This is a genomic window from Rhizobium sp. BK512, from assembly GCF_014194915.1.
Classification (GTDB): domain Bacteria; phylum Pseudomonadota; class Alphaproteobacteria; order Rhizobiales; family Rhizobiaceae; genus Rhizobium.
In genome coordinates, this window is sequence record NZ_JACIAS010000011.1 from 42,096 (window position 1) to 61,766 (window position 19,671).

The 19,671-nt window shown below is 56.6% G+C and carries 17 protein-coding genes and 4 pseudogenes; 10 read left to right on the forward strand and 11 right to left on the reverse strand.

Annotation, left to right across the window (positions count from 1 at the left end):
• Positions 1-103: 103 nt before the first annotated feature.
• From cmoA to FHX06_RS30815, 3 genes are all read left to right on the forward strand, one after another.
• Positions 104-865, forward strand: coding sequence for a carboxy-S-adenosyl-L-methionine synthase CmoA (gene cmoA, locus FHX06_RS30805; RefSeq protein ID WP_113211127.1), 762 nt, complete (start codon positions 104-106; stop codon positions 863-865).
• Positions 866-876: 11 nt separating this feature from the next.
• Positions 877-1,626, forward strand: a complete 750-nt coding sequence (locus FHX06_RS30810; protein WP_183851232.1) for a methyltransferase family protein — start codon at positions 877-879, stop codon at positions 1,624-1,626.
• A 326-nt stretch (positions 1,627-1,952) separates the two neighbouring features.
• Entirely contained in the window at positions 1,953-3,203 is a 1,251-nt protein-coding gene (locus tag FHX06_RS30815) for a sensor domain-containing diguanylate cyclase (RefSeq protein ID WP_183882152.1), read from the forward strand.
• A gap of 97 nt (positions 3,204-3,300) precedes the next feature.
• Here FHX06_RS30815 and FHX06_RS30820 read toward each other — a convergent pair.
• The 3 genes and pseudogenes from FHX06_RS30820 to FHX06_RS30830 all read right to left on the reverse strand — a co-directional run.
• A pseudogene (locus tag FHX06_RS30820) lies at positions 3,301-3,408 on the reverse strand (transposase); the annotation flags it as partial.
• A 100-nt stretch (positions 3,409-3,508) separates the two neighbouring features.
• Positions 3,509-4,255, reverse strand: coding sequence for an SDR family NAD(P)-dependent oxidoreductase (locus tag FHX06_RS30825; RefSeq protein WP_112542178.1), 747 nt, complete (start codon positions 4,253-4,255; stop codon positions 3,509-3,511).
• A 493-nt stretch (positions 4,256-4,748) separates the two neighbouring features.
• A complete protein-coding gene (locus FHX06_RS30830; protein ID WP_112969725.1) occupies positions 4,749-5,345 on the reverse strand; it encodes a J domain-containing protein in 597 nt (198 codons plus the stop codon).
• A 215-nt stretch (positions 5,346-5,560) separates the two neighbouring features.
• On the opposite strand from FHX06_RS30830, the gene FHX06_RS36335 reads away from it, so the two are divergent.
• A complete protein-coding gene (locus FHX06_RS36335; protein ID WP_112969726.1) occupies positions 5,561-5,719 on the forward strand; it encodes a DUF2934 domain-containing protein in 159 nt (52 codons plus the stop codon).
• Positions 5,720-5,947: 228 nt separating this feature from the next.
• Here FHX06_RS36335 and FHX06_RS30840 read toward each other — a convergent pair whose 3' ends face one another.
• On the reverse strand, positions 5,948-6,151 hold the full coding sequence (locus FHX06_RS30840) for a cold-shock protein (protein ID WP_112542180.1): 204 nt from the start codon (positions 6,149-6,151) through the stop codon (positions 5,948-5,950).
• A gap of 129 nt (positions 6,152-6,280) precedes the next feature.
• Positions 6,281-7,379 (reverse strand): annotated as a pseudogene (locus tag FHX06_RS30845) (GSU2403 family nucleotidyltransferase fold protein).
• A 225-nt stretch (positions 7,380-7,604) separates the two neighbouring features.
• Between FHX06_RS30845 and FHX06_RS30850 the strand changes: the two are divergent.
• Positions 7,605-7,850, forward strand: coding sequence for a hypothetical protein (locus FHX06_RS30850; RefSeq protein WP_162709975.1), 246 nt, complete (start codon positions 7,605-7,607; stop codon positions 7,848-7,850).
• A 35-nt stretch (positions 7,851-7,885) separates the two neighbouring features.
• On the opposite strand, the gene FHX06_RS30855 is transcribed toward FHX06_RS30850, so the two are convergent.
• Together FHX06_RS30855 and FHX06_RS30860 are read right to left on the reverse strand one after the other, a co-directional pair.
• Complete coding sequence (locus FHX06_RS30855) at positions 7,886-8,275, reverse strand: nuclear transport factor 2 family protein (RefSeq protein WP_183882016.1); 390 nt, start codon at positions 8,273-8,275, stop codon at positions 7,886-7,888.
• 25 nt (positions 8,276-8,300) lie between these two features.
• Positions 8,301-9,053, reverse strand: a complete 753-nt coding sequence (locus FHX06_RS30860) for an SDR family NAD(P)-dependent oxidoreductase (RefSeq protein ID WP_183882018.1) — start codon at positions 9,051-9,053, stop codon at positions 8,301-8,303.
• A 108-nt stretch (positions 9,054-9,161) separates the two neighbouring features.
• On the opposite strand from FHX06_RS30860, the gene FHX06_RS30865 reads away from it, so the two are divergent.
• A complete protein-coding gene (locus FHX06_RS30865; protein ID WP_210300670.1) occupies positions 9,162-10,064 on the forward strand; it encodes a LysR family transcriptional regulator in 903 nt (300 codons plus the stop codon).
• 667 nt (positions 10,065-10,731) lie between these two features.
• Here FHX06_RS30865 and FHX06_RS36225 read toward each other — a convergent pair.
• From FHX06_RS36225 to FHX06_RS30880, 3 genes and pseudogenes are all read right to left on the reverse strand, one after another.
• The gene (locus tag FHX06_RS36225; RefSeq protein WP_312866605.1) at positions 10,732-10,947 is read right to left on the reverse strand and encodes a hypothetical protein; all 216 of its coding nucleotides are present in this window, start codon (positions 10,945-10,947) and stop codon (positions 10,732-10,734) included.
• The gene (locus FHX06_RS30875) at positions 10,940-11,344 is read right to left on the reverse strand and encodes a sensor histidine kinase (protein ID WP_113211693.1); all 405 of its coding nucleotides are present in this window, start codon (positions 11,342-11,344) and stop codon (positions 10,940-10,942) included. The genes FHX06_RS36225 and FHX06_RS30875 overlap by 8 nt, the downstream gene beginning before the upstream one ends.
• A gap of 189 nt (positions 11,345-11,533) precedes the next feature.
• Positions 11,534-11,710 (reverse strand): annotated as a pseudogene (locus tag FHX06_RS30880) (hypothetical protein); the annotation flags it as partial.
• Between the two features lie 38 nt (positions 11,711-11,748).
• Here FHX06_RS30880 and FHX06_RS30885 point away from each other — a divergent pair.
• Positions 11,749-12,459: a peptidoglycan-binding protein gene (locus FHX06_RS30885; protein ID WP_183882020.1), complete on the forward strand. Its 711-nt coding sequence runs from the start codon at positions 11,749-11,751 to the stop codon at positions 12,457-12,459.
• Between the two features lie 111 nt (positions 12,460-12,570).
• Positions 12,571-12,693: pseudogene (locus FHX06_RS30890) on the forward strand (LysR family transcriptional regulator); the annotation flags it as partial.
• A 148-nt stretch (positions 12,694-12,841) separates the two neighbouring features.
• On the opposite strand, the gene FHX06_RS30895 reads toward FHX06_RS30890, so the two are convergent.
• Positions 12,842-14,863, reverse strand: a complete 2,022-nt coding sequence (locus FHX06_RS30895; protein ID WP_183882022.1) for a hypothetical protein — start codon at positions 14,861-14,863, stop codon at positions 12,842-12,844.
• Between the two features lie 953 nt (positions 14,864-15,816).
• On the opposite strand from FHX06_RS30895, the gene FHX06_RS30900 reads away from it, so the two are divergent.
• A complete protein-coding gene (locus FHX06_RS30900) occupies positions 15,817-16,668 on the forward strand; it encodes a hypothetical protein (RefSeq protein ID WP_113211696.1) in 852 nt (283 codons plus the stop codon).
• A gap of 316 nt (positions 16,669-16,984) precedes the next feature.
• On the forward strand, positions 16,985-19,567 hold the full coding sequence (locus FHX06_RS30905; RefSeq protein WP_113211697.1) for a hypothetical protein: 2,583 nt from the start codon (positions 16,985-16,987) through the stop codon (positions 19,565-19,567).
• Positions 19,568-19,671 lie beyond the last annotated feature (104 nt).

Genomic DNA, 19,671 nt, shown 5'->3' on the forward strand with positions numbered 1-19,671 from the left:
CGTCTTTCAGGTTATTGTCAGACTCCTGTGCTCACATCGCACAGCGCCGGGTGTGCTCGGGGAAAGTACTCCCACCTGAAATTGCTATAAATTAGGAGCGGGTATGACCGACCAGTCTAGCCGTCTTGTCTTGCATATGAATTCGCGCGACGAGGTCTTTGCCGACGAACGCAATTCGGTTGCGGACTTTTCTTTCAATTCCACCGTCGCAAACGTTTTCGATGACATGGTCAGCCGTTCAGTCCCATTCTATGGGGAGATGCAGCGGATGGTTTGCGAATTGGCCCGTGACTTCGCCCAACCTCATTCGACCCTCTATGATATTGGCTGCTCGACGGCCACCACCCTGTTGGCATTGGACCACGTCGTCGACAATCAACTTGATTTCGTCGGAATCGACAACGCGCCGGACATGCTCAAGAAGGCGGCGGAAAAGATTGAGGAATCGGGAACAAACCGATCAATCGATCTGGTCACAAGCGACCTCCACCGCGGCTTTACGATCGAAAATGCTAGCGTCGTGACAATGCTTCTGACGCTTCAGTTCGTGCGTCCACTGTTTCGCGAAAGAGTGATGAAGACGATCTTCAACGGGCTCAAGGCGCACGGATGCCTGCTGCTGATCGAGAAGTTGACCAGCGAGGACACGACGTTCAACAGACTGTTCATCGACCACTATTATGACTTCAAGCGGCGCAACGGATATTCCTCGATCGAAATCTCGAAGAAGCGAGAGGCACTGGAAAATGTCCTCATTCCCTACCGCCTCGAGGAGAACATCCAGTTGCTCAAGGAGGTAGGCTTCAAGAGCACCGAGGTCTTCTTCCGCTGGTACAATTTCTGCGGCATCGTCGCGGTCAAGTGAGTCGAAAAGCCATGAACAGAGTCTCCCTCGCGATCGGCAGCTTCTTTTTCAAATACCGAAACCAGGCTTTCCCGCTCATAATCGTCGCACTGTTTGTTTCTAGCCCGCCGGCCACAACGTTTTTCGGTAGTGCTGCGCTCGAAGGATGGAAAAACATCATCGCGTTGCTCGTCGTCATCGCTGGTTTGGTACTGCGCGCAACCGTGATCGGATATGCCTATATCAAGCGCGGTGGCCTCAATAAGCGGGTTTATGCCAGCGATTTGGTGACGGAAGGCATGTTTGGCGTTTGCCGCAACCCCCTGTATGTCGGGAACATGTTGATTTACTCCGGGCTCTTTCTGTTCCACGGCAATCCGGTGGTCGTCGTTGCCGGATGCCTACTGTTCGGCCTTATCTACCAGTGCATCATTTATGCCGAAGAGGAATTCCTCGCGAACAAGTTCGGCGAGGCATATGGCGCTTATTGCCGGGACGTATCCAGATGGGGGCTTAAGCTGAGCGCGTTTTCGTCGTCAACGGAAGGTATGGCTTTCAATGCGAAGCGCGTCATTGCCAAGGATTACTCAACGATGTCGTCCACATTGATCGCCCTGTTGGCAACTGAATTCTATCGACTGGCGGCAGATTCAATATCGCCTGAGGAGCTTTCTTACGCGATGGTACTTGTCGCGCTCTTCGTAGCAGTCGTTGCGCTCACCGGCGTCGTGAGTTCGTTGAAGAAAATGGGGGTCTTGGACGAACTGACTGCCGCGCCCTGAAGGTATCTCGCGTCATGCTACTCCAGGCCGAATTAGAGGATTGGGTGAACTCCTGCGGTTCGATATCGACGGCGAGGCGATATGCGTCCCACCAGCGAACATTATCTGGTGAAGTGGTTCTAAGCCGTGTGCATTGCTTTGATGCGCATAGGACTATCTCCGTTCTGTTCGCGCTCCTGGGCGATGCGCTGGTATTCCTTAGAGGAAAGCTTGCGAGCCAGTGGCGAAGTTTCAAGCAAGCGCTATCCAGAGTATGCGTAGCTAGCCGTCTAATCGAAATTTAATTTATCGCTCCCATGATCCACCTGCTTGATATGGTGGGCTACATGAACACTTTACGGACATTCGGAAAATTGACGGCGGAGCGAGCTCAGCGCGAACGCGCGCGGCTCGAAGCACTGGACCAGTTTGACTTGTTGGACGCGCCAAGGGATTCGAGCTTCGAACGAATCGTTCGGCTTATCAAAGAGATATTTTCAGTCGATATCGGGATTGTGTCTGTCATCGACGCACATCGTCAAAGTTATCAAGCCTGTGTCGGCTTGCCGAATTCGGAGGTCCCACGAGAAGAAAGCTTCTGCACGTTGATCGTCGACTCGGGAGTGCCGATGATCATTCAGGACGCGTCAAAGGACGCGAGGTTCGCAAACAATCCTTCGGTGACTGGCGAAGCTCATGTCCGTTTCTATGCTGGCATGCCGCTCCAAACGCGCGAGGGGTTTGTCTTGGGAACGGTGTGCGCCATTGACCGTCGGCCCAAGTCATTTGGGGCGAGGGACCTTGCTATTCTTCAGGAGCTCGCTGGACTTGCAATGGAACGCATTGAGCTGCTTCAATCTGCTGCGACAGATGGTCTGACGGGCGTTCTCACACGAAAAGCCTTCAAGTCCGAAAGCGAGAAATTAATCGCGCAGGCACTGAGGCATCAGCATGATCTCGCATGCCTTGTATTGGATGTGGATCACTTTAAGAAGGTAAATGACACTTACGGCCATTCTGCCGGCGATGAGGTTCTCAAAGCTGTTAGTGGTGCATGTAGGGGCAGCCTGCGGGCAGGAGACCTAATTGGACGTCTAGGGGGCGAGGAATTCGCCTTTTTACTTCCCCATGTCGACAAGGCCGCAGCCGCAGCTGTTGCGGAGAAGTTGCGGAACGCTATCGCGGGGTCCCTTGTGAACGGCGACTTCGGCAGCGTGAGTGTGACCGCCAGTATCGGATCGACCAACCTTTCAATTGTCAGCCGTGACACCGATACGCTCATAGCCCAGGCGGACGCGGCGATGTATGCCGCCAAAAGCGGAGGACGAAATCGCTGCGTCTCATGGCATGATCTCAAGGGTGCAAACGGAGGAGAGCGCCGCAGGGTACTGAAAAGCGCCTCCATCCTGTTCAACGAGCGGCGTTCAGTAATCGACTGCACGGTTAAGTCGCTTGGAAGCGACGGCGCAGGGCTGGTCCTTTCAAACACCTCAGGCATACCGCCGGAGTTTGATCTGGTAATCCGCGGCGAAGGCTTCGAAACCCGTTGCCGCGTTATCGCGCAGGACCGTCAAAACGTCGAAGTGTCTTTCAGGTAATAAGGGGTATCAATCACGACGCGGTCAGTGGGGCCGTCTAGGATCCTGCAGGGCTGTCCACATCTTGAAGGCAAAGTCACCTCGCAAGGCGGCTTCGGGAAGCGGTCGTCGCCCAACTCTCTGCTCCGGCATCGTGTCCGGCAAAGAGAGCATTCTTACGATTAAGAGCGACTGGCCGGATAGTTCTCTCAACGCTGTTGTTGTTATCGGCCACCGGCTTGGCCAAGGGCTTCACGCCGTCCGTGCACGTGAGCGGGAGAAGGCGCCTTCAGCCAATGCGGTGCCGCAAGGGGCAATTGATGCACTTAGTAAGTCGTTCTTCCGCCACTGAGATCGAATGTGGACGCCGTCGTGAACGAGTTTTCCTCCGACAGGAGCCATACCGTCATCGCCGCGATCTCCGTAAGCTCGGCGAAGCGATCTCGCGGAATCCTGACCAGCATGTATTCAATGAATTCGGGCGTGAGGCCATCGAGGATCGGCGTCTTCGCTGTGGCGGGCGTAATGGCGTTGACGGCGATTCCGGTTTTCGCAAGTTCTTTGCCCAAAGACTTGGTGAAGCCAAGCACGCCTGCTTTGGCAGCACTATAGGCCGCGATATTCGGGTTGCCTTCTTTTCCGGCCACCGATGAGATGTTGACGATCCGACCGTAATCTCGTTTCAACATGACCGGCACGACATGGCGGCAGCAGTTGAATGTGCCCGTCAGGCAGACGTCTACGACACTTCGCCACTCCAAGACATCGTATTCGATCGTCGGTTTGACCTTCCCCGTAATCCCTGCCGAATTCACCAGGCAATCGATCCGTCCGAAAACCTCCTCTGTCGCCGAAGCCGCCCTGCCGACGAGATCGAAATCCGTCACGTCGACCTGGAATGCGTGGGCATTCGGTCCGAGTGTGCTGGCACTATCGGCCGAGCGATTGCCATTTGAATCCCAGAGAGCAACTTTCCCGCCGGACTGGATCACCCGTTCGGCGATGGCATAACCGATCCCCTGTGCGCCGCCGGTGATGACGGTCACTCTGTCTTTCAAGTCAATCGAATTCATCAAGCGCTCCTCCAGCACGTTCCGAATGCACCCGCCGAATTGAATAAAACAAGCCTCATTTCGTCCTCGCCTTGAAATCAAAACTTGAAATGAGACCGAGTCGGCGGCGGATGCGTCACGATCCTAGCAATCTGCGGACATCTCGCCAGCGCAAAACTCGACCGACCGCAACCAACAATCTTACAAGGGCGCCCTGCGCCAGCAGCCTTATCGAAGCTGAAAATCGAGATGTCGGCCTCGACTTGTCGCGTGCGGACGTCGTCGTCACGCGCGCGGAAAGCAGTCGCCGAGTTCTCGGAAGGGAAGAGGCCACCCACATGCTCGTGATGAAGGCGTCGCCTTCAGAGAAATCAGAATCGCATAGGTGTACGAGCGACGCCAAGATCCTGAGCGGGCAGGTCTACGACGAGCCTGTTGGCGCGTTCAGACCAAAAGCCTTCATAATAGCTGGAGGTCGGCTCGAATCCGGCCGATACGCCCAATGCCCACCGATCTAACAGAAATCGTTGAGCTTCAGGATTTTATAGGCCTCGATCGTCGCCCGAAGTGCCTCCTCTGACGCGCGGTCTCCATCGTTTGCGTCGGGATGGTGCATCTTGAGCCTCTGCTTGTAGCGACTTCTGATTTCTTCCGGCGTGGCATCCGCGGAAAGATCGAGCGTTTCGAATGCTTTCGCTTCAAGAACTTTAAGCTTTCGGGACTGCAAAGCCGCGTGGCTGCGCGCAGCGTTTTTCCTTGCATTGATCGCCTTAGCGGTCCCGGAGCGAACTGAGGAAGGGAGGGGTGCGGCGGAAGCGTGATTGACCCTGACGCCCCAGGTCGGCCGGCTGCCGCTTGCCGCTTCCCTCTGATAACGGGCAGTGACAGGGTTCGAGAGCTTCGTCACGTAATTGTAGCCTTCGCTATACTCTTTTGCGTGGCCACGACAGAAGAGAAGATACAGGCCCTCAGCATCCGCTCCAACGGGAGCGCGGTGCATGCCTTGTTTGTCACATCCATCCCATTGGCATGTCGGACCGCCTGGATCGCGACGTTCAGCCGGCTTGTTTCGGATCGGTCTCAGGCCGACAAAAATCTTTGAATCAGTCATCGCGCCTTATATGGCCGTACTGCTGGCCGCGGCAAGATTGTTCTTGGCAGATGACAAACCCGTTGTTCACCGGAACGTACCTGCTATCGCGGAATCTATTGTTTGGAATATCCATGATCTCTCGATCTCATTCCGTCACCGCAAACAGGCTTTACCTGGAAAATCGGGCTGAGCTTCCGAACGACATAAACTGAAAGCGTCAAGGCCAGCCCCCGATGGCAGCAAACGAAGACCGTATTGGAAAGCGCGTCTACGAGATCTGGGAGCAGGAGCGCCGGCCGCTCGGGGAAGACATGCAATACTGGCCGCAGGCGTCCAGGAAATTGCCGCAAGCGCCGAGGCGGATGGCGGCGCGGTCAAGAACAGCCGGGTAAAGAAGCGTGGCCCGCAGGGCCGAAACTGCTCGCGAAGTCCGAGCCTGCCGGCAAAGCCAAAGGCGGCGCTCAGATCGCTCCGACGACCACGCCATCGCCGTCGGCTGCGAAGATCACCACCGGCGTCACCAAACACTGCGGAAAACACTGGCGAGCGGTTTGGGTATCGGAAGAAACGGGGCGCGATCGACCGCGCCCCGCTGGAACAGGCTCTCGAAAGAGTTTGGCTCAGAGCGGCCTGACGTTTTCGGCCTTCGACTTGCCGGTCTTTCGATCCTGACCGATGTCGAAGGATACGTCTTGGCCTTCCTTCAACACATTGCCGTATTCCAGGGCAGATACGTGGACGAACACGTCGGCACCGCCCGTTTCCGGCGTGATGAAGCCAAAACCCTTGTCCGCGTTGAAAAACTTTACTTTACCGGTCGGCATGAAACCCTCGTATGTTTGCAGTTGATCGCGCGTGCAATCTAGCGACCGACATTTGCCACGGCAACCAGGGATCGAAGCAATCGTTCGACGCCGACCGGGCCCGCCTTTCTTCGACAAAGGGATCTTGTCTCAAGGGCTCGCTTCGAAGGGCAGGACAACGTTCTCGGCGATCTCCTTCGAACCCGTCGTGAGAAAGGTCGCGATATTGCCTCTACCGCCCGCATCCAGCATGGCAGCGGCTGCGCGAATTGCGCTTTGCCATGACGAACCACGTTCCCAGGCCTCGTTGTAAACAAGAGCAAGGTCAGAGGCTCGCCTTGTTTGCAGGAGGGCTTCGAACAGCAGTGCCGCTTGGCGGATATCCTTAGCCCGTTTGACTGCCGATTGGCCGTCGGTGTGCCTGCGGCTTGCAACAATCAGCTTGTGGACAGCAAAGCGCGATGGGTCGGGGACGGTCACCGGGACACCGCTCTTGTGCAGGAGCATCGTCCGGACAGGATCACGGATCAGGAAATCGAGGAGGCGAAGCGGAGCGGCGCTGGCGCCTCCGAGCGCCGGCATCTTTGCGGGCTGATCAAGATAGTCGTCTGTTCCGCGGTTCCATGTCAGGAATTCTACCCTGTAGCCGCTCTGGTCTGAAATGCAGACGAGGCGGCGGCGTCTGAACGGTGTGGGACCGCCCTGAATGAGGGGTCAATGCCCTGCAGAAGATCAAGGATTGGTGGAAGGCTGTCCTCGACCTCGCAAGAGACGGCATGATCCTGGGCGATATTCGCATCGCCCGTCAGGATGGCGGCCATAGGCAGGCGAACGCCAAGCAGGCCGCTGTAAGTCTGGAATGCCACCGTGCCGATCAACACGCCGCGCAACCGGAAGAAGCCGCCTGCGGCCAGGGCTTCGAAAACGTCTCCCGTCATAGTGTCTGCTGCGATCATTCCGCCTTCGCGTGTCAGCGACGACACGATGCGCCGGCGGGCTCTGAGATCGTCCTTGTCGCTCTTATGGGCTGCAACACGCTCTGCAATATCCGGGTCGTCGGCAGGACCGACACAGTGGCGTGTCCGACCGCCCTTGCCGTCCGCGATATCGAAATACCTGTATTTGCGAGCTTTGACGGTGACGGACGTGAACCGTCCTTCGGGGGAAAGTCGGCCATCCATGCGGCATCAAGCGAGCGCTGGCCGAGTTCGGCGAGCATCGTCTGATATATGAGATCGATCGGTTTCACCTATGCGCCAGCCTTATTATACCGTTTTTGGGGGAAGGTATAACTGAGGATGAGCGTTCCGGCCTTCCGTGAAAGGCGCTGAGCCCGTCACGCAATCTTCCGTCGAGTGATCTGTTCAGGCTGGGAATAGGAGAGGGGAGTAAAATTGCCGGCGAAACAGCGCTGTGCGAAAGGTTTGCTATCGGCCAGGTGCTTTGATGCCGTGGATGGAAGGAAGGAGGCCACGTGACGCTGGGAGAGCTGATCGATCGATACCGGCCATGTCTGGCTGACGAGACCGTGGGTGTACGCCGCAGCTGGGAAGAGATGTTCACCTATACGCTTCGCCATTATGCCAAAGATACGCCCATAGCCACTTTCGATCCCGAAATACTGTCGGAGCGACTTGTCATGTCCGGCATGCATCACCTCATCGTCGTGGGATATGTGAAGCGGTGGCGCGACCTGCTTTCCTGGGCAGGCCGCGAATAGGGCAGGGTGCTAGGCGCCACGCCACTTGTTCAGAATCATGCCGGTATCGGCGGACTGGTGGGATCAGGTTGACCGTCGAAGAACAGATAGATGGCAGCAATTCTTCCATCCCTTGCCACGATGAAATCCGTTCCCGCGTAGGACGGCGCCTTGCCTGGGCTGCCGGACACCCACCTCATCCGTCCTGCCTCCTCGTGAAGCACTTCGGCCGGCGCGATCGGCGTATATTTGAACTCCGGATGCATGGCACGGATGACGCCGGCAATGCGGACGATCTCTTCGCGGCCGCGGTAGGTTCCGTGCGGCTCGACGAATACGGCGTCTTCATGAAAAATCTCCTCGGCCACCGTCCGGCGGAGGGCCTCGTCGCCCTCCCCGAAGATGCCCTGCAGATTGCGTTCAAGCAACGTTGCGATATCTACCATGACGGCTCTCCTTCATGTCACCGTGTCAGATCTGAGCCTGGCCGCCATCGACGAACAGTTCGACGCCGTTGATGAAGGAGGCATCGTCGGATGCGAGGAAGAGGACAGCCTTGGCGATCTCTTCCGGCTTGCCGATGCGACCGGCAGGGATGAGGCTCGCAAGGTAGTTCTTCGTGTTCTCCGCTTGGTCGCCATTGCCGAACAGCTCATTGAGGCCTGCCGTATCAGTAACGCCAGGGCTGACCGCGTTGACGCGGATATGGCGGTCCTTGAGGTCGAGGATCCAGTTGCGCGCAAAGTTGCGGATGGCCGCCTTCGTTGCCGAGTAGACGCTGAAGGCAGGCGTGCCGGAAATGCTCGTTGTCGAGGAAGTGAGAATGATCGACGCACCATCGCGTAGCAGCGGCAGCGCCTTCTGGACGGTGAAGAGCGTACCCTTCACGTTCGTCGCAAATGTCTTCTCGTAGTGTTCTTCAGTGATCGCCCCGAGCAGCGCCATCTCGCCACCACCGGCATTGGCGAAGAGGATATCGATCTGAGCGTGTTTCTGCTGGACTGCGTCATAAAGACGGTCGATATCGACGAGCTTGCTCATGTCGGCCTGCACGCCAGTCACCCTGCCCCCGATGTCTTTGACGGCAGCGTCAAGCGCTTCCTTCCGGCGGCCCGTGATGAAGACCGATGCACCTTCCTGAGAGAAGGCCTTTGCTGTCGCCAGCCCGATGCCGCTTGTGCCGCCGGTTACGATTACGACTTTGTTCTCGAACTTCTTGGTCATTGCCTTGCTCCTTGTTTGCGGCCGGTTGCCGTTGAGAAGGAATATGCCAGTAGAACGCTGGTGCCAGTAGCCAGCAAATCTGTTACCCAGCGTTCTGAATGGAGAACGATGATGCGGACCGACCTGAACGATCTGGTTTATTTTGCCGAAGTCGTGGCGCATGGCGGTTTTGCCGCGGCGGGCCGGGCGCTGCGCGAGCCGAAATCGAAGCTCAGCCGGCGGATCGCGGGCCTTGAGGCACGCCTTGGTGTCCGATTGATCGAGCGCTCGAGCCGGCGCTTTCGCGTAACCGATGTCGGGCAGTCCTTCTACGAGCGCTGCAAGGCGATGCTGGCAGAGGCAGAGCGCGCCGAAGCCCTGGTTGCAGAGGCGCAGTCGGAGCCGCATGGCCTGATCCGGATGAGTTGTCCGACCGGCCTCGTCGAACCGATCTCTGGTCTCGTCACGCAGTTTCTGGCGCAACATCCGAGGGTACGCCTTCAGCTTGTCGCGATCGACCGTCCGGTGGATCTGATCGAAGAACGCATAGATGTTGCGCTGCGTGTGCGAACGTCGCTCGATGGCGACGCATCACTGACGATGCGCTCGCTGGGAAATTCGGTTCGCATTCTTGTCGCAAGCCCACAGATAGCAAGCCGGATCGGCGACATCGCCGGGCTCGCCGATCAATCGACGCTCTCAACGACTGATGACCAGGGAGAGGTCAACTGGTTTCTCGAAACCGATGACGGGCATACCCATACGCTACGCCACGAACCGCGCATGGGCTGCGCGGACTTCACTGCCGTCAGGGCCGCAGCGATTGCCGGGCTTGGGGTCGCACTCCTGCCCGACCATACCTGCCGCCAGGCCATCGACGAGGGAAAGCTCGTTCATGTGCTGCCGGCCTGGCGTGGCATGAAGGGACTCGTCCACCTCGTGTTCACGACACGCCGGGGTCTTCCGCCGGCGGTGCGCAAGTTCATCGACAGCCTGGCTGCCGGGTTTCCGAGGGATGCCTTGGCACGCTGACATTTTTGGTTGCAGCCTCCGAACCCGCTAGGCTGTGCCTGAGGTGTCGGCTCGGAAATCGATTTCCCTGAGGCGAGAGCACTTCGACTTTTGAACCTTTACGAACCGTGTTGGTTCACAAATATTCATGGTGAACCTAGGGGCTCGAGGGCATCCCGGTCATACGTGAAGTTCGGCCAGTCGACTTGAGCCCAATTCCAATCCATGAGTTATAGAATCCCTTTATATAGCTCATAATAGGCATGTTTTGTGAGTTATAGAAGGCGCGCCTATCGCTCATGCCGTCCGGCTGATTGATTGACCACTCATCGCTGTGCAATCACAACAAGGTCTGCCCAGTCCGTCGCCTGACGGGCATTCTGATCAGCCGGCGTCAGAACTGGCGCCATGCGCTACGTGAAACGCCGCCGCAGTCGGCTGCAGACACGGGTTTCGAGGATTTGCGACTCCAAATCGTCTACCATTGACAAGAGGGTACCTGTCATCGACCAGCAGCTGACTAAACTGTTGGTGGTGGGTCTTCAGCCGCTTGGCAGGAGCATTCGGAGCTTGCGCATATCGACCGGCTTGTCACAGATCGGCACAGAGCGGAACTTTGCCGGAATGGTCGACGCCTCATACCCGGTCGCAAATACAAAGGGCACCTGTCGAGCAGCCAGGGCCTCGGCTATCGGAAAGACATCGTCGCCGCCGAGATTAACGTCGAGGATTGCGCTATCAATTCGATCGACGCTTTCGAGGAGTCCGAAGACTGCGTCGAGCCTGCCGGCGGGCCGATCACCACTGCTCCCTCCTCTTCAAGTTCGACGCGTAGTTCTTCTGCAAGCAAATACTCGTCCTCAACGACGAGGACGCGACGCCCCCTGAAAGTTTGTTCAGACATCTTCGCGATCCGCTTTCTTTGTCGACACCGGTACCGAGATCGTGCAGTGGACGCCGTCCGGCTCGAAAGCGTAGGACGTCACGCCACCGAGCTGATATGGTAAGGCTTTCTCGATTAATTCCCGTCCTTGACCCGTTCCGCGCGGTGGCGCATCGATCGGCGGCATCGTCAATCCCATCTCACGCCAATCGATACGAAGCCATGGCTTCCCATCGGCACCGACTGGCTCGAATGACCATCGAATGTCCAAGCGGCCTAAAGGTTGCATGAGCGCCCCGTATTTCGAAGCATTCGTTGCGAGCTCGTGGATGCCCATCGCCAGTGTCTGTACCGTCGAGGAGCGCAAGCGTATGCCCGACGGCCCGTCGGCCGTCACGCCTTCAGGGTCTGCGCCCATCGCCGTGAGTTCCGTCTGGATCAATTCGTCGAAGGTGACGCGGTCATGCTCGCCGCTCTGCTAACGAGTGAGAAAATTGTCGTAGGTATCAACGCGCTGAACAAATCGGAGATGGGAAGGACAAGGGTTCGGACCTATTCAAACCGCCAGGCTGACGTCAGTTTTTTCGTCAGCCTGAAGCGCGAGTACCTAAGCGGCCGCCTCCCAGACTTGGTTCAAAATACGGGCCGCGAGCGCTGCCTTGTCTTGCGGCAGGAAACGGCCGCAGTGCTGCTGGATGATGTCTAGAGCATCCTGAATCGCATAGCTCGCCTGTTCATACGAACCTGTCTGCTTCAGGATGTGGGTGGCGAGGACTTGCGACAAGGCCCATTGTTCCTGCGTCCGATGCAGCGTCGGGGAAGATGACACTTGAGCGGGGTGCTCAAGGAAATGATGTCCTGATTGTACAAAGAGCGGTCGGTGTGAGCACTGATGGAAAATTCGGTGCCGCGACCGAAGCGGCCGTCAGGCAATATCAATTGAACCACGGTCTTCGCAGCGACGGCGTGGTTGGACCACGTACTTGGAGCACGCTGCTTCAAGACAATGAACCAAAGCCAGTTGCGGCGGCTCTGATTCCCGAGCCGGGGCGTAAAATATTGGATCTCATCGCCAGCGTCGAGGCCCCCGCCGGCTATGGGACAAAATATGGCAACAATCAGAACAAGCTCGACAAGGCGCTTACGGCCATGACCCTCGACGAGGTTATGGCGGCAGGCCCGACGTGGAGCGCCCAGTATGGATCTTCCGCCTGCGGCCGCTATCAATTTATGAGTTCGACGCTCAAGGAACTCAGAATGGCAGAAAAGCTCGATGGTTCCGAGCTCTTCTCGGAGAGCCTGCAGGACCGTCTTGGATATGCGCTGCTCGAAAAACGGGGCTATGAAAAGTTCATGACCGGCAAAGCCTTCATGGCCGATTTCGGAAAAGCGCTTGCACGGGAATGGGCGGCGTTTCCTGTTCTCGAGAATTGCCAAGGGCAGCATCGGCTTGTCGAGAGGGGCGAGACTTACTATGCCGGCGATAAACGTAACAAGGCGCTCCTGACGCGGCGAAGGTGGAGGAGCTCTTAGTCAGCCTATCCGGACTATAACTGACGCCTAAACGTCTGAGCACGAATGCCGCTGCCTGGGGTGGTCGTGCTGGACCGCGTCGAGCTGGCTGCTCATGAAGTCCTCGATGAAAAGAAGGTAAGGGGGATCGATTTCAAGATTGGCCTCGGCGTTGCGTGGAACCGGGAAGATCCGACCGCTGGCCGCGACGACATCATCGATATCGTCCGGTCACTGGTGCGGCCGGGAAGGTGAGGAGATTAGAGGTCGGTCGTCGATTGCGAAAACAGCTACTTATGGCGAGCTCGTCCGGAAAGCGGAACTAAGAGCGTGGCGCACGCCTATGACAATGCATTGTCGATCCCTTTGCCAAACTTGGAGCGAAGCATCGACCAGCGGCAAGTCACTGCCCTTCTCCGTCGAGCTTGGCAACCGCGCCGAACTCCGCGGGCGCAACTATCACCAGACTGATCTTACCATCGGCCCCGATCGTCGCTGGGACTATTGCGGTCCTGTTCGCAAGGCGGGCGAGAGTTTTTGCAATATCTCCGTCTTGACGGATACGGCCAAATCGCGAACTTGGGCTTTCACAATTCGAGAGGGCCAGAAAAGCCGTCGCGTCGCCTCTCTTGGTTCGACAGATACGGACGCGGAAAGCCTCCCGGGGCTCTTCAGGCTGTGACACAACGAGGCTCTCAAGATCAACAGTCAGGGACTGGACTGTGAACGATCGTTCAGTGGCGTCCGCGCCTTCCTGGAAGCCCCCCTGTACGAACACGATTTTTCGTCGATCCACCACAAAGTAGGGACGGGCGACCCATTCATCGGTGAGATCGGCGAGGCATTTCTCGTCGGCTTGGGGGTGTCTGTCCGTTGCTTCGAGGCGAAAACGCGTGACAGCCAAACCATGTTTGCAGCTCGAATTCTTGTGCAGCGAGACCAACTGGTTGACGTTACCTTTAGACGCTAGGGCGACCGGCTCATCGCGCTCCGCAAGATCGATGTCCCATTCGACGTAGTTCGGTTGGTCGTTCACGGGACTGCGTATAGGAGCCCACCTCAAGGTCGCGCCGTCACTATACGAGAACGCCGTTGAGAATCCGCGGCGGAGCCACGCCAAGCCGACAGTCCCATCTCGTTTCAAGACGAGGGGATGCGCGGCATAGTTGCGGTAGCGATCGCACCCCGACTGCCGATTGTCGCCCCTGCAGTTAGGGTCGAGCGTACGGAATGGCTCAAAGGACGCATTTCCCGCCAACGTATCGACCGAAAGTCGGCCAACGCAAGTAGACTGGTCCTTGGCATCCTTGCTACATCCATGAGACGTGAGACCCAGAAGCACTAATTCTCCGGCAGCGGTTGACGGCTCCTTCGACTGGATCGGATGAAATTCGGGCACAAGGCCGTCGCCACTTTGGCCAAAGCGATTTTCGAATCGGACGTTAGCAAAGGCCGCGCTACCTGCCGGAATCACGGGGTTCGCCTCTAGTATCCGCAGACTGCATGACGGGTCACCGTACCCCGGCCCGGTCACCGCGCCGAGCATTATCCATTCGCTGAGCGTAGCCCTGCCCGGAGCGATGCCGTCAACGCCGCCGCCGGTTGTGTCCTCTCTGTCGCGTTGCCACCATATCAACCACTCGGTCCCGACGCCCTCCCGACTGACAGAAGGAAGTGAGGTAATGGAGCCGAAACGACCCGGAAACGCGAATTCGATACACGCGGTGCCACCTTTTTTACGAAACGCGACGATCCGAAGCAGAGCACCGCTTTGTCTAACGCGAAACCGATAGAGAGCCTTTGGCTCGAAGTCTGCGGCAGCATCTATCAATGGCGTGTCGGCGACACGCAAGATCGTAAACTCCTTCGCCGCGGTCGGGTTTGGATCATATTCGAAATATGTCGATGGATCCTGGAGACTATCAGCGCGCCGGAAACTTCCCGCACCGCCCACCCTAACGCCTAGCGTGACTTTGCGGGCCTCGGTTTCGCATGTCGGAATCCCCTTCATCGCGTTGATTTGTGAACACAGTCGGAACGCCTGCTCCTGGAGCATGAAGTCGCATTCGGCCTGCGACAGCGCATAGGTGGCGTTGCCGTGACGGTAACAATAGTCATGATTGACGCATGCCTGACGCATTTGGAGCGCGATATTTGCCGCGCCTCCACGACGTGGAAACGCTACGGGACTGATCCCCCAAGGCAGGCTGCAATCCAAGCCCGCCGCTTGGCCGCCGACGACCTGAACATCTTCAGCGGCGAAACTCATCGGATAGTAGGTCGGCGGAAGCTCGAAATCCTCCGGCCCGACCGCGTTGGCGAGAATTCCATTTGAGAGCGGGCCAGTCGCAAACATCAAGAGCAGATAGATAACCGTGGCAATTGTTGCAGCAACAATTGCGAAAATAGTCAGCGGCTTGCGCATCGGTGATTGTCTCCATCCCACTCACGGCCGGCAACATCGATAGTCACAATGAACATGTCTCGGGCGGCAAACCTTCCAACCTGAGAAGCAGATGACCCCGAAGGCGTACGGAGCCAACGACGGGCTTTTGATCAGCAAGGAGAGCAGACCCGTCATCGGACGCTGATATGTTCCGACCTTGCCGGTGTCAGAAACATCGCGGCGCGCTATCGCGCTTCTGTTGCGGTAGAACACGAATGCCAGCGCACCGCGCACTACCGAGAGACCGCCGCCGGGTAAATCTTCAATGATCATTTCACGGGACGACCTCGCTCCTTCACCAAGGTATCCTTTACGCGAGGTTATCGGTTCGTCTGGAAGCTCGACACGGCGAAACGTCATTTGGTGCACATGGCGAAGCGCGTAGCGGCCATGAGTTTCGGGAATGTTGAACTTGATGTGAAACCTTGTTTTGGTTTCTGATTGAATTCGACTGCAGCCGCGCCATTAAAAAATAGTATAATTTTGCGTTTCTGGGATTTTTTGAGGAAAGTCTCATATATTTGCATCTGCCATAAAATATATAAAAGTATGTGCGTGCCATTCTAAGGATCCATATTCGCAACTACGTGCAGAAAACGATACTTTCACTTTCACATCTAGGCAAGACGGTGTCGTCTTGACCGAATAAACGACAACGGATTTTGTATCGATGTGTATTTCTCCCGCCGGCAAGTTGTAAACGCAGGAAATAAAAATTGCTGCAGAGATCATGCTAAATCTCAACAGTGACGGGTATTACGATTTCTTCACAGCTGTATGATGATTGTATATCATCGGCGTTTCTTCGTCTAGATTGTATCGAGAACCATTTTATTTATACTGACAAAAAAGTCGTCGCCACGGGGGATAGTCACCTGCTAGCGGCGCCGTCTGAATACAAGTTCGTTGTCGACGTGGGAGGGCATCTGTCCATGAGCGAGTACATGAGGAATACTATACTGATACTGAGTGGCGTGGTTGTGATCGTTCTGATCGGAGCCGCCGTGTATTTCCTGCAAGCCAGCCACATTTCCGCAGTTGTCGGCCTACCGATGCTGTCGATCGGGGCGGTGGTTTTGTTAATGATTATTCTAACGTTGACTGCGGTGGTGTTCGCCTCATTCGACCTGCAGGACAAGGCGCAAGCTTTGGCCTTACCGGAAGGATCGATCCGCGCGGTCATCGCTCTCATGCTCATCGTCCTTTTCGCCATCCTTTCCATCTACCTTTACGGCAGCATTGCAAGCGGTCAGACGAGCCATTTGGGCGTCGTTGACAAAGCAGTGCGTGACACGCTTGTGAACACGTATGGCGAGAGCAATGTCCTGAGTGTCGCAGTTGACGGTCAGCGCTTCGAAGTGTGGTTGCAGAGAGCCGCGTCATCCGACGGTGTCGATTTCGCCAAGCAGCTGCTCGTACTCGTCGGCACGCTTGTGACTTCCATCTGCAGCTTCTATTTTGGATCGAAGGCTGTGCTTCAATCGGCGGATCGTATGCCGAACATCACCGTCCCTCTCGTCGAGACTATAACGCCCTCCACATATAAACGCGGCGATGGTCCTCAGAACTTCACAATAGAAGGAAGCGGCCTCGAGCGCATCACCGGTGTGAAGCTTACGCGGAACGGCAAGCAGGTTGCGGCCACTGCCATCAAGGCGAGCGCGAACAACGTTCAGTTCAAGCTGGAGATCGCCACCGACCAGGAGAACGGTGTTTGGTCCATGACAGTGACTGACTCGAAGTTAGGCGAGCAGGCGACAACACAGGGTCTTGTCGTGAGTTAATGCCTCCGTTTCTAACTGGTGTCATACGGCGTGATTCTGAAACTGTGCGCCATTTGTAAGTTGAGCGGTCACTATCGTGCTGACCGCGGCGCCAAAAAGCCGAAAACGAGTTCGTGGGCAGTCGGTCCCGCCTTTCGATAGGACCGATCCGCTTGCGATCCTCCGGTTGCCCGCACGCAGACACCCGCGTAGCGCCAATCCTCGCTATCCCTAGACGCAGAGGTTGCGTCTGGCTGCACACCCAATAGCGGTGTTTCGGGGCGGAGCTCCTTCGACGCGCACGCTTTGATTGAATGCAAGAACACTGGGGCTATAGATGAGGGTTGCAAACATATTCGCTTGCTTGGGCCGATTGCGCGGGGCCATCGCGGTCTCAATCATCATCACGAGTGCAATCATCGTGCCGGACCAGACCAAAGAGGTTCTGGTTTCATACCTCGACAGGTCCGCAGAATTGCAGACGAAATTTGCGTTCATGGTTTCTGTGGCCGTGACGGTTACACTCTACTTCGTCGGATTCGCCGCCACGACTTACGCTGCTTGCGTGCATCGAGATAGGCGTTTGGGGAACGGGGAGCTGCGTTGGCCAATCGATCCGTGGCGCTTGAGCGTCGCTCTCGGACTCCTACCCTTACTGAGTCTCGTCCAGGCTACGAGCGTCACCTGTCAAGATGAACTACAGGGAGCGTTCGACGCGCTCGTCCAGCATCATACGCCAATCATTGTCGTGCTATTGAGTGCTGCACTGGGGCTCTTGCCCAGCATCATCGGAAAGCACTACGGTCCTCAGCAATGTATGGTCTGTCATTCCCGGTTGTTCTGGATGGCAATCCCAGCTGGCCTTGGTCTTGTCTATCTGACCGTAGCGGGTGATTCGAGTTTGGTGCAGTTTGCCAAGTTCTTGGTGAACGTCGCGACATGCCCTCCCGCGTTTTTTGCCGTACAAGCGATTGTTCTAGTATGGTGGGTGTTTCGTCGCTCTCGCAGCTTCCCGAAGCTGCGACTTGTGGCGTCTGGCGTACACATAGTCCTGCTGGCTGCCGTCGCGCCCTTCTCCGCATTTTGTTTGCTGTTTCTGATCTCCCCTGTTTTCGTGCCGAGCGTGATCGCTCCGGTCGGCTTGTTATTTTGCTTCGGCCTCTGCCTGGTCGTGGCCCTGAATTTCTTGGTGATGTTCACAGCGCAAACAGGTATACCCGGAATTTCGGGCCTCGTGGTGATAGCGCTTGTATCGTCAGCTCTAAATTTAAACGACAACCATCAGGTCCGGTCTGTCGGTCCCGATGTTCTCCAGGACAACGTCGCATCGCAGTCCGAGCGGCCATCTACCAATGACTTCTCAGAATGGCTAGACAAACGCCCGGACAGGTCGAAATTCGCCGAAACCAAATATCCAGTCTATATTGTCGCGGCAGCCGGCGGCGGCGCATACGCGGGCTACTACTCCGCAATCTTCCTTGCAAAAATGCAGGACGAATGCCCCGGTTTCGCAAGCCACATCTTTGCGATCAGTGCTGTCTCGGGCGGAAGTGTAGGTTCCTCGCTGTTTTACAGCATCCTTGAGCCCACCCTTCGCACTGATAACAGGTTTGGCTGCACAAGCAGCCAGCCAGAACGCAGCGAATTGACGGAGTATACCAGAGAATTTTTTTCTGAAGACTTCCTATCGCCTTTGCTCGCCGCCACTCTCTTTCCAGATTTTGTTCAGCGTTTCATTCCGCTACCCATCGAGAGCCTTGACCGCGCGAGATCGCTCGAACGGTCTTTGGAAATTTCGTGGTCGTCTATATTTCCGAACAAGACCAACCCCTACTTGTCGCCAATGGGCCACTGGTCCCCCGACACCGCGCGGCCGGCTCTGTTTCTAAACGCCACCGACGTGGAGACTGGGAGCCGCGTGGTGATTTCGCCTCTCACCATCTCCTTCTCAAAATGGCATCCCGAAGACCTCTCGCCTGCACAGCGGCTGGGGGTGAACGAGCAGTACCAGGGCGAAATCCAAGCCTACTCGAACCGTCATTTCGCGATCGATTATTTAGTCGACCTCAACGCTCCGCAGAATTTATCTTTGGCTACAGCAGCTAGCATAAGCGCGCGGTTTCCTTTCGTCACTCCGCCTGCAACAGTGACGGCCGAGCTGCCTTTGACGGGCGAGGACGGCGAAAACGTGCTGGAGAAGGTACGATTGCGGCTCGTCGATGGCGGCTATAATGACAATTCGGGAGTGGCCACTGCGTTAGATATCATTGATTCAATAGAGCGGGCGACTGATCCCAAAGTCCTGGAGCAGGTGCAGATCAACCTGCTCATGCTGGACGTGAGGCGGCCGACTGCAAAGGATCTCAAACTGGATGCTTCGAGCCGATCAGCTCTTTCCGGTTTCGCCGAAATCCTGTCGCCCATAGACACCCTTGCGGGTATTCGACAGGCACGCCTTGTCGACACCGTTAATGCGGCAACGGAGAGGCTCGACCGCGACTACGGCTCAGCCGATCCAATCGCCTTCAAGAGGGTTCGTGGCGCCTACATTTTCAGTGCACGTGGTGATGACCTCACGCTGTTGTACAAGAATTTTAGAATAAAGCGGGAGGCCCTTCCACTCGGATGGAGGCTCTCAAGGGGAACGAAGGATCAGATCGAAAACTCGGCGTTTGATGGATGCAGCCCGTCCCGCAATATGATCTTCGCCGACAGCAACAACGAGTTGTCCTACCGAACAAGCATGTCCGATCCTTATGCTGACGCGTCCTGTGTGAAATGGATGATCGAGAAAGAACTCTCCGGCAAGATGGCGGAGGCTCAAGCCGAGATTTCGAAATCGGTTGAATACGAGAACTTTCCCGGCATCGGAGCGTGCGCTGAATACGGGGACGAGTTCCCCGGTTGCGAAGGATTTTGACTGACTTAAAACGACTTCGGCATCTAATCGTCAGAGACTGGCGTTTCAGGTCTAAGCTAGCGGCGGCCTCTGGGGGAGCGAGCGATATTTCGCAGAAAAGTTCG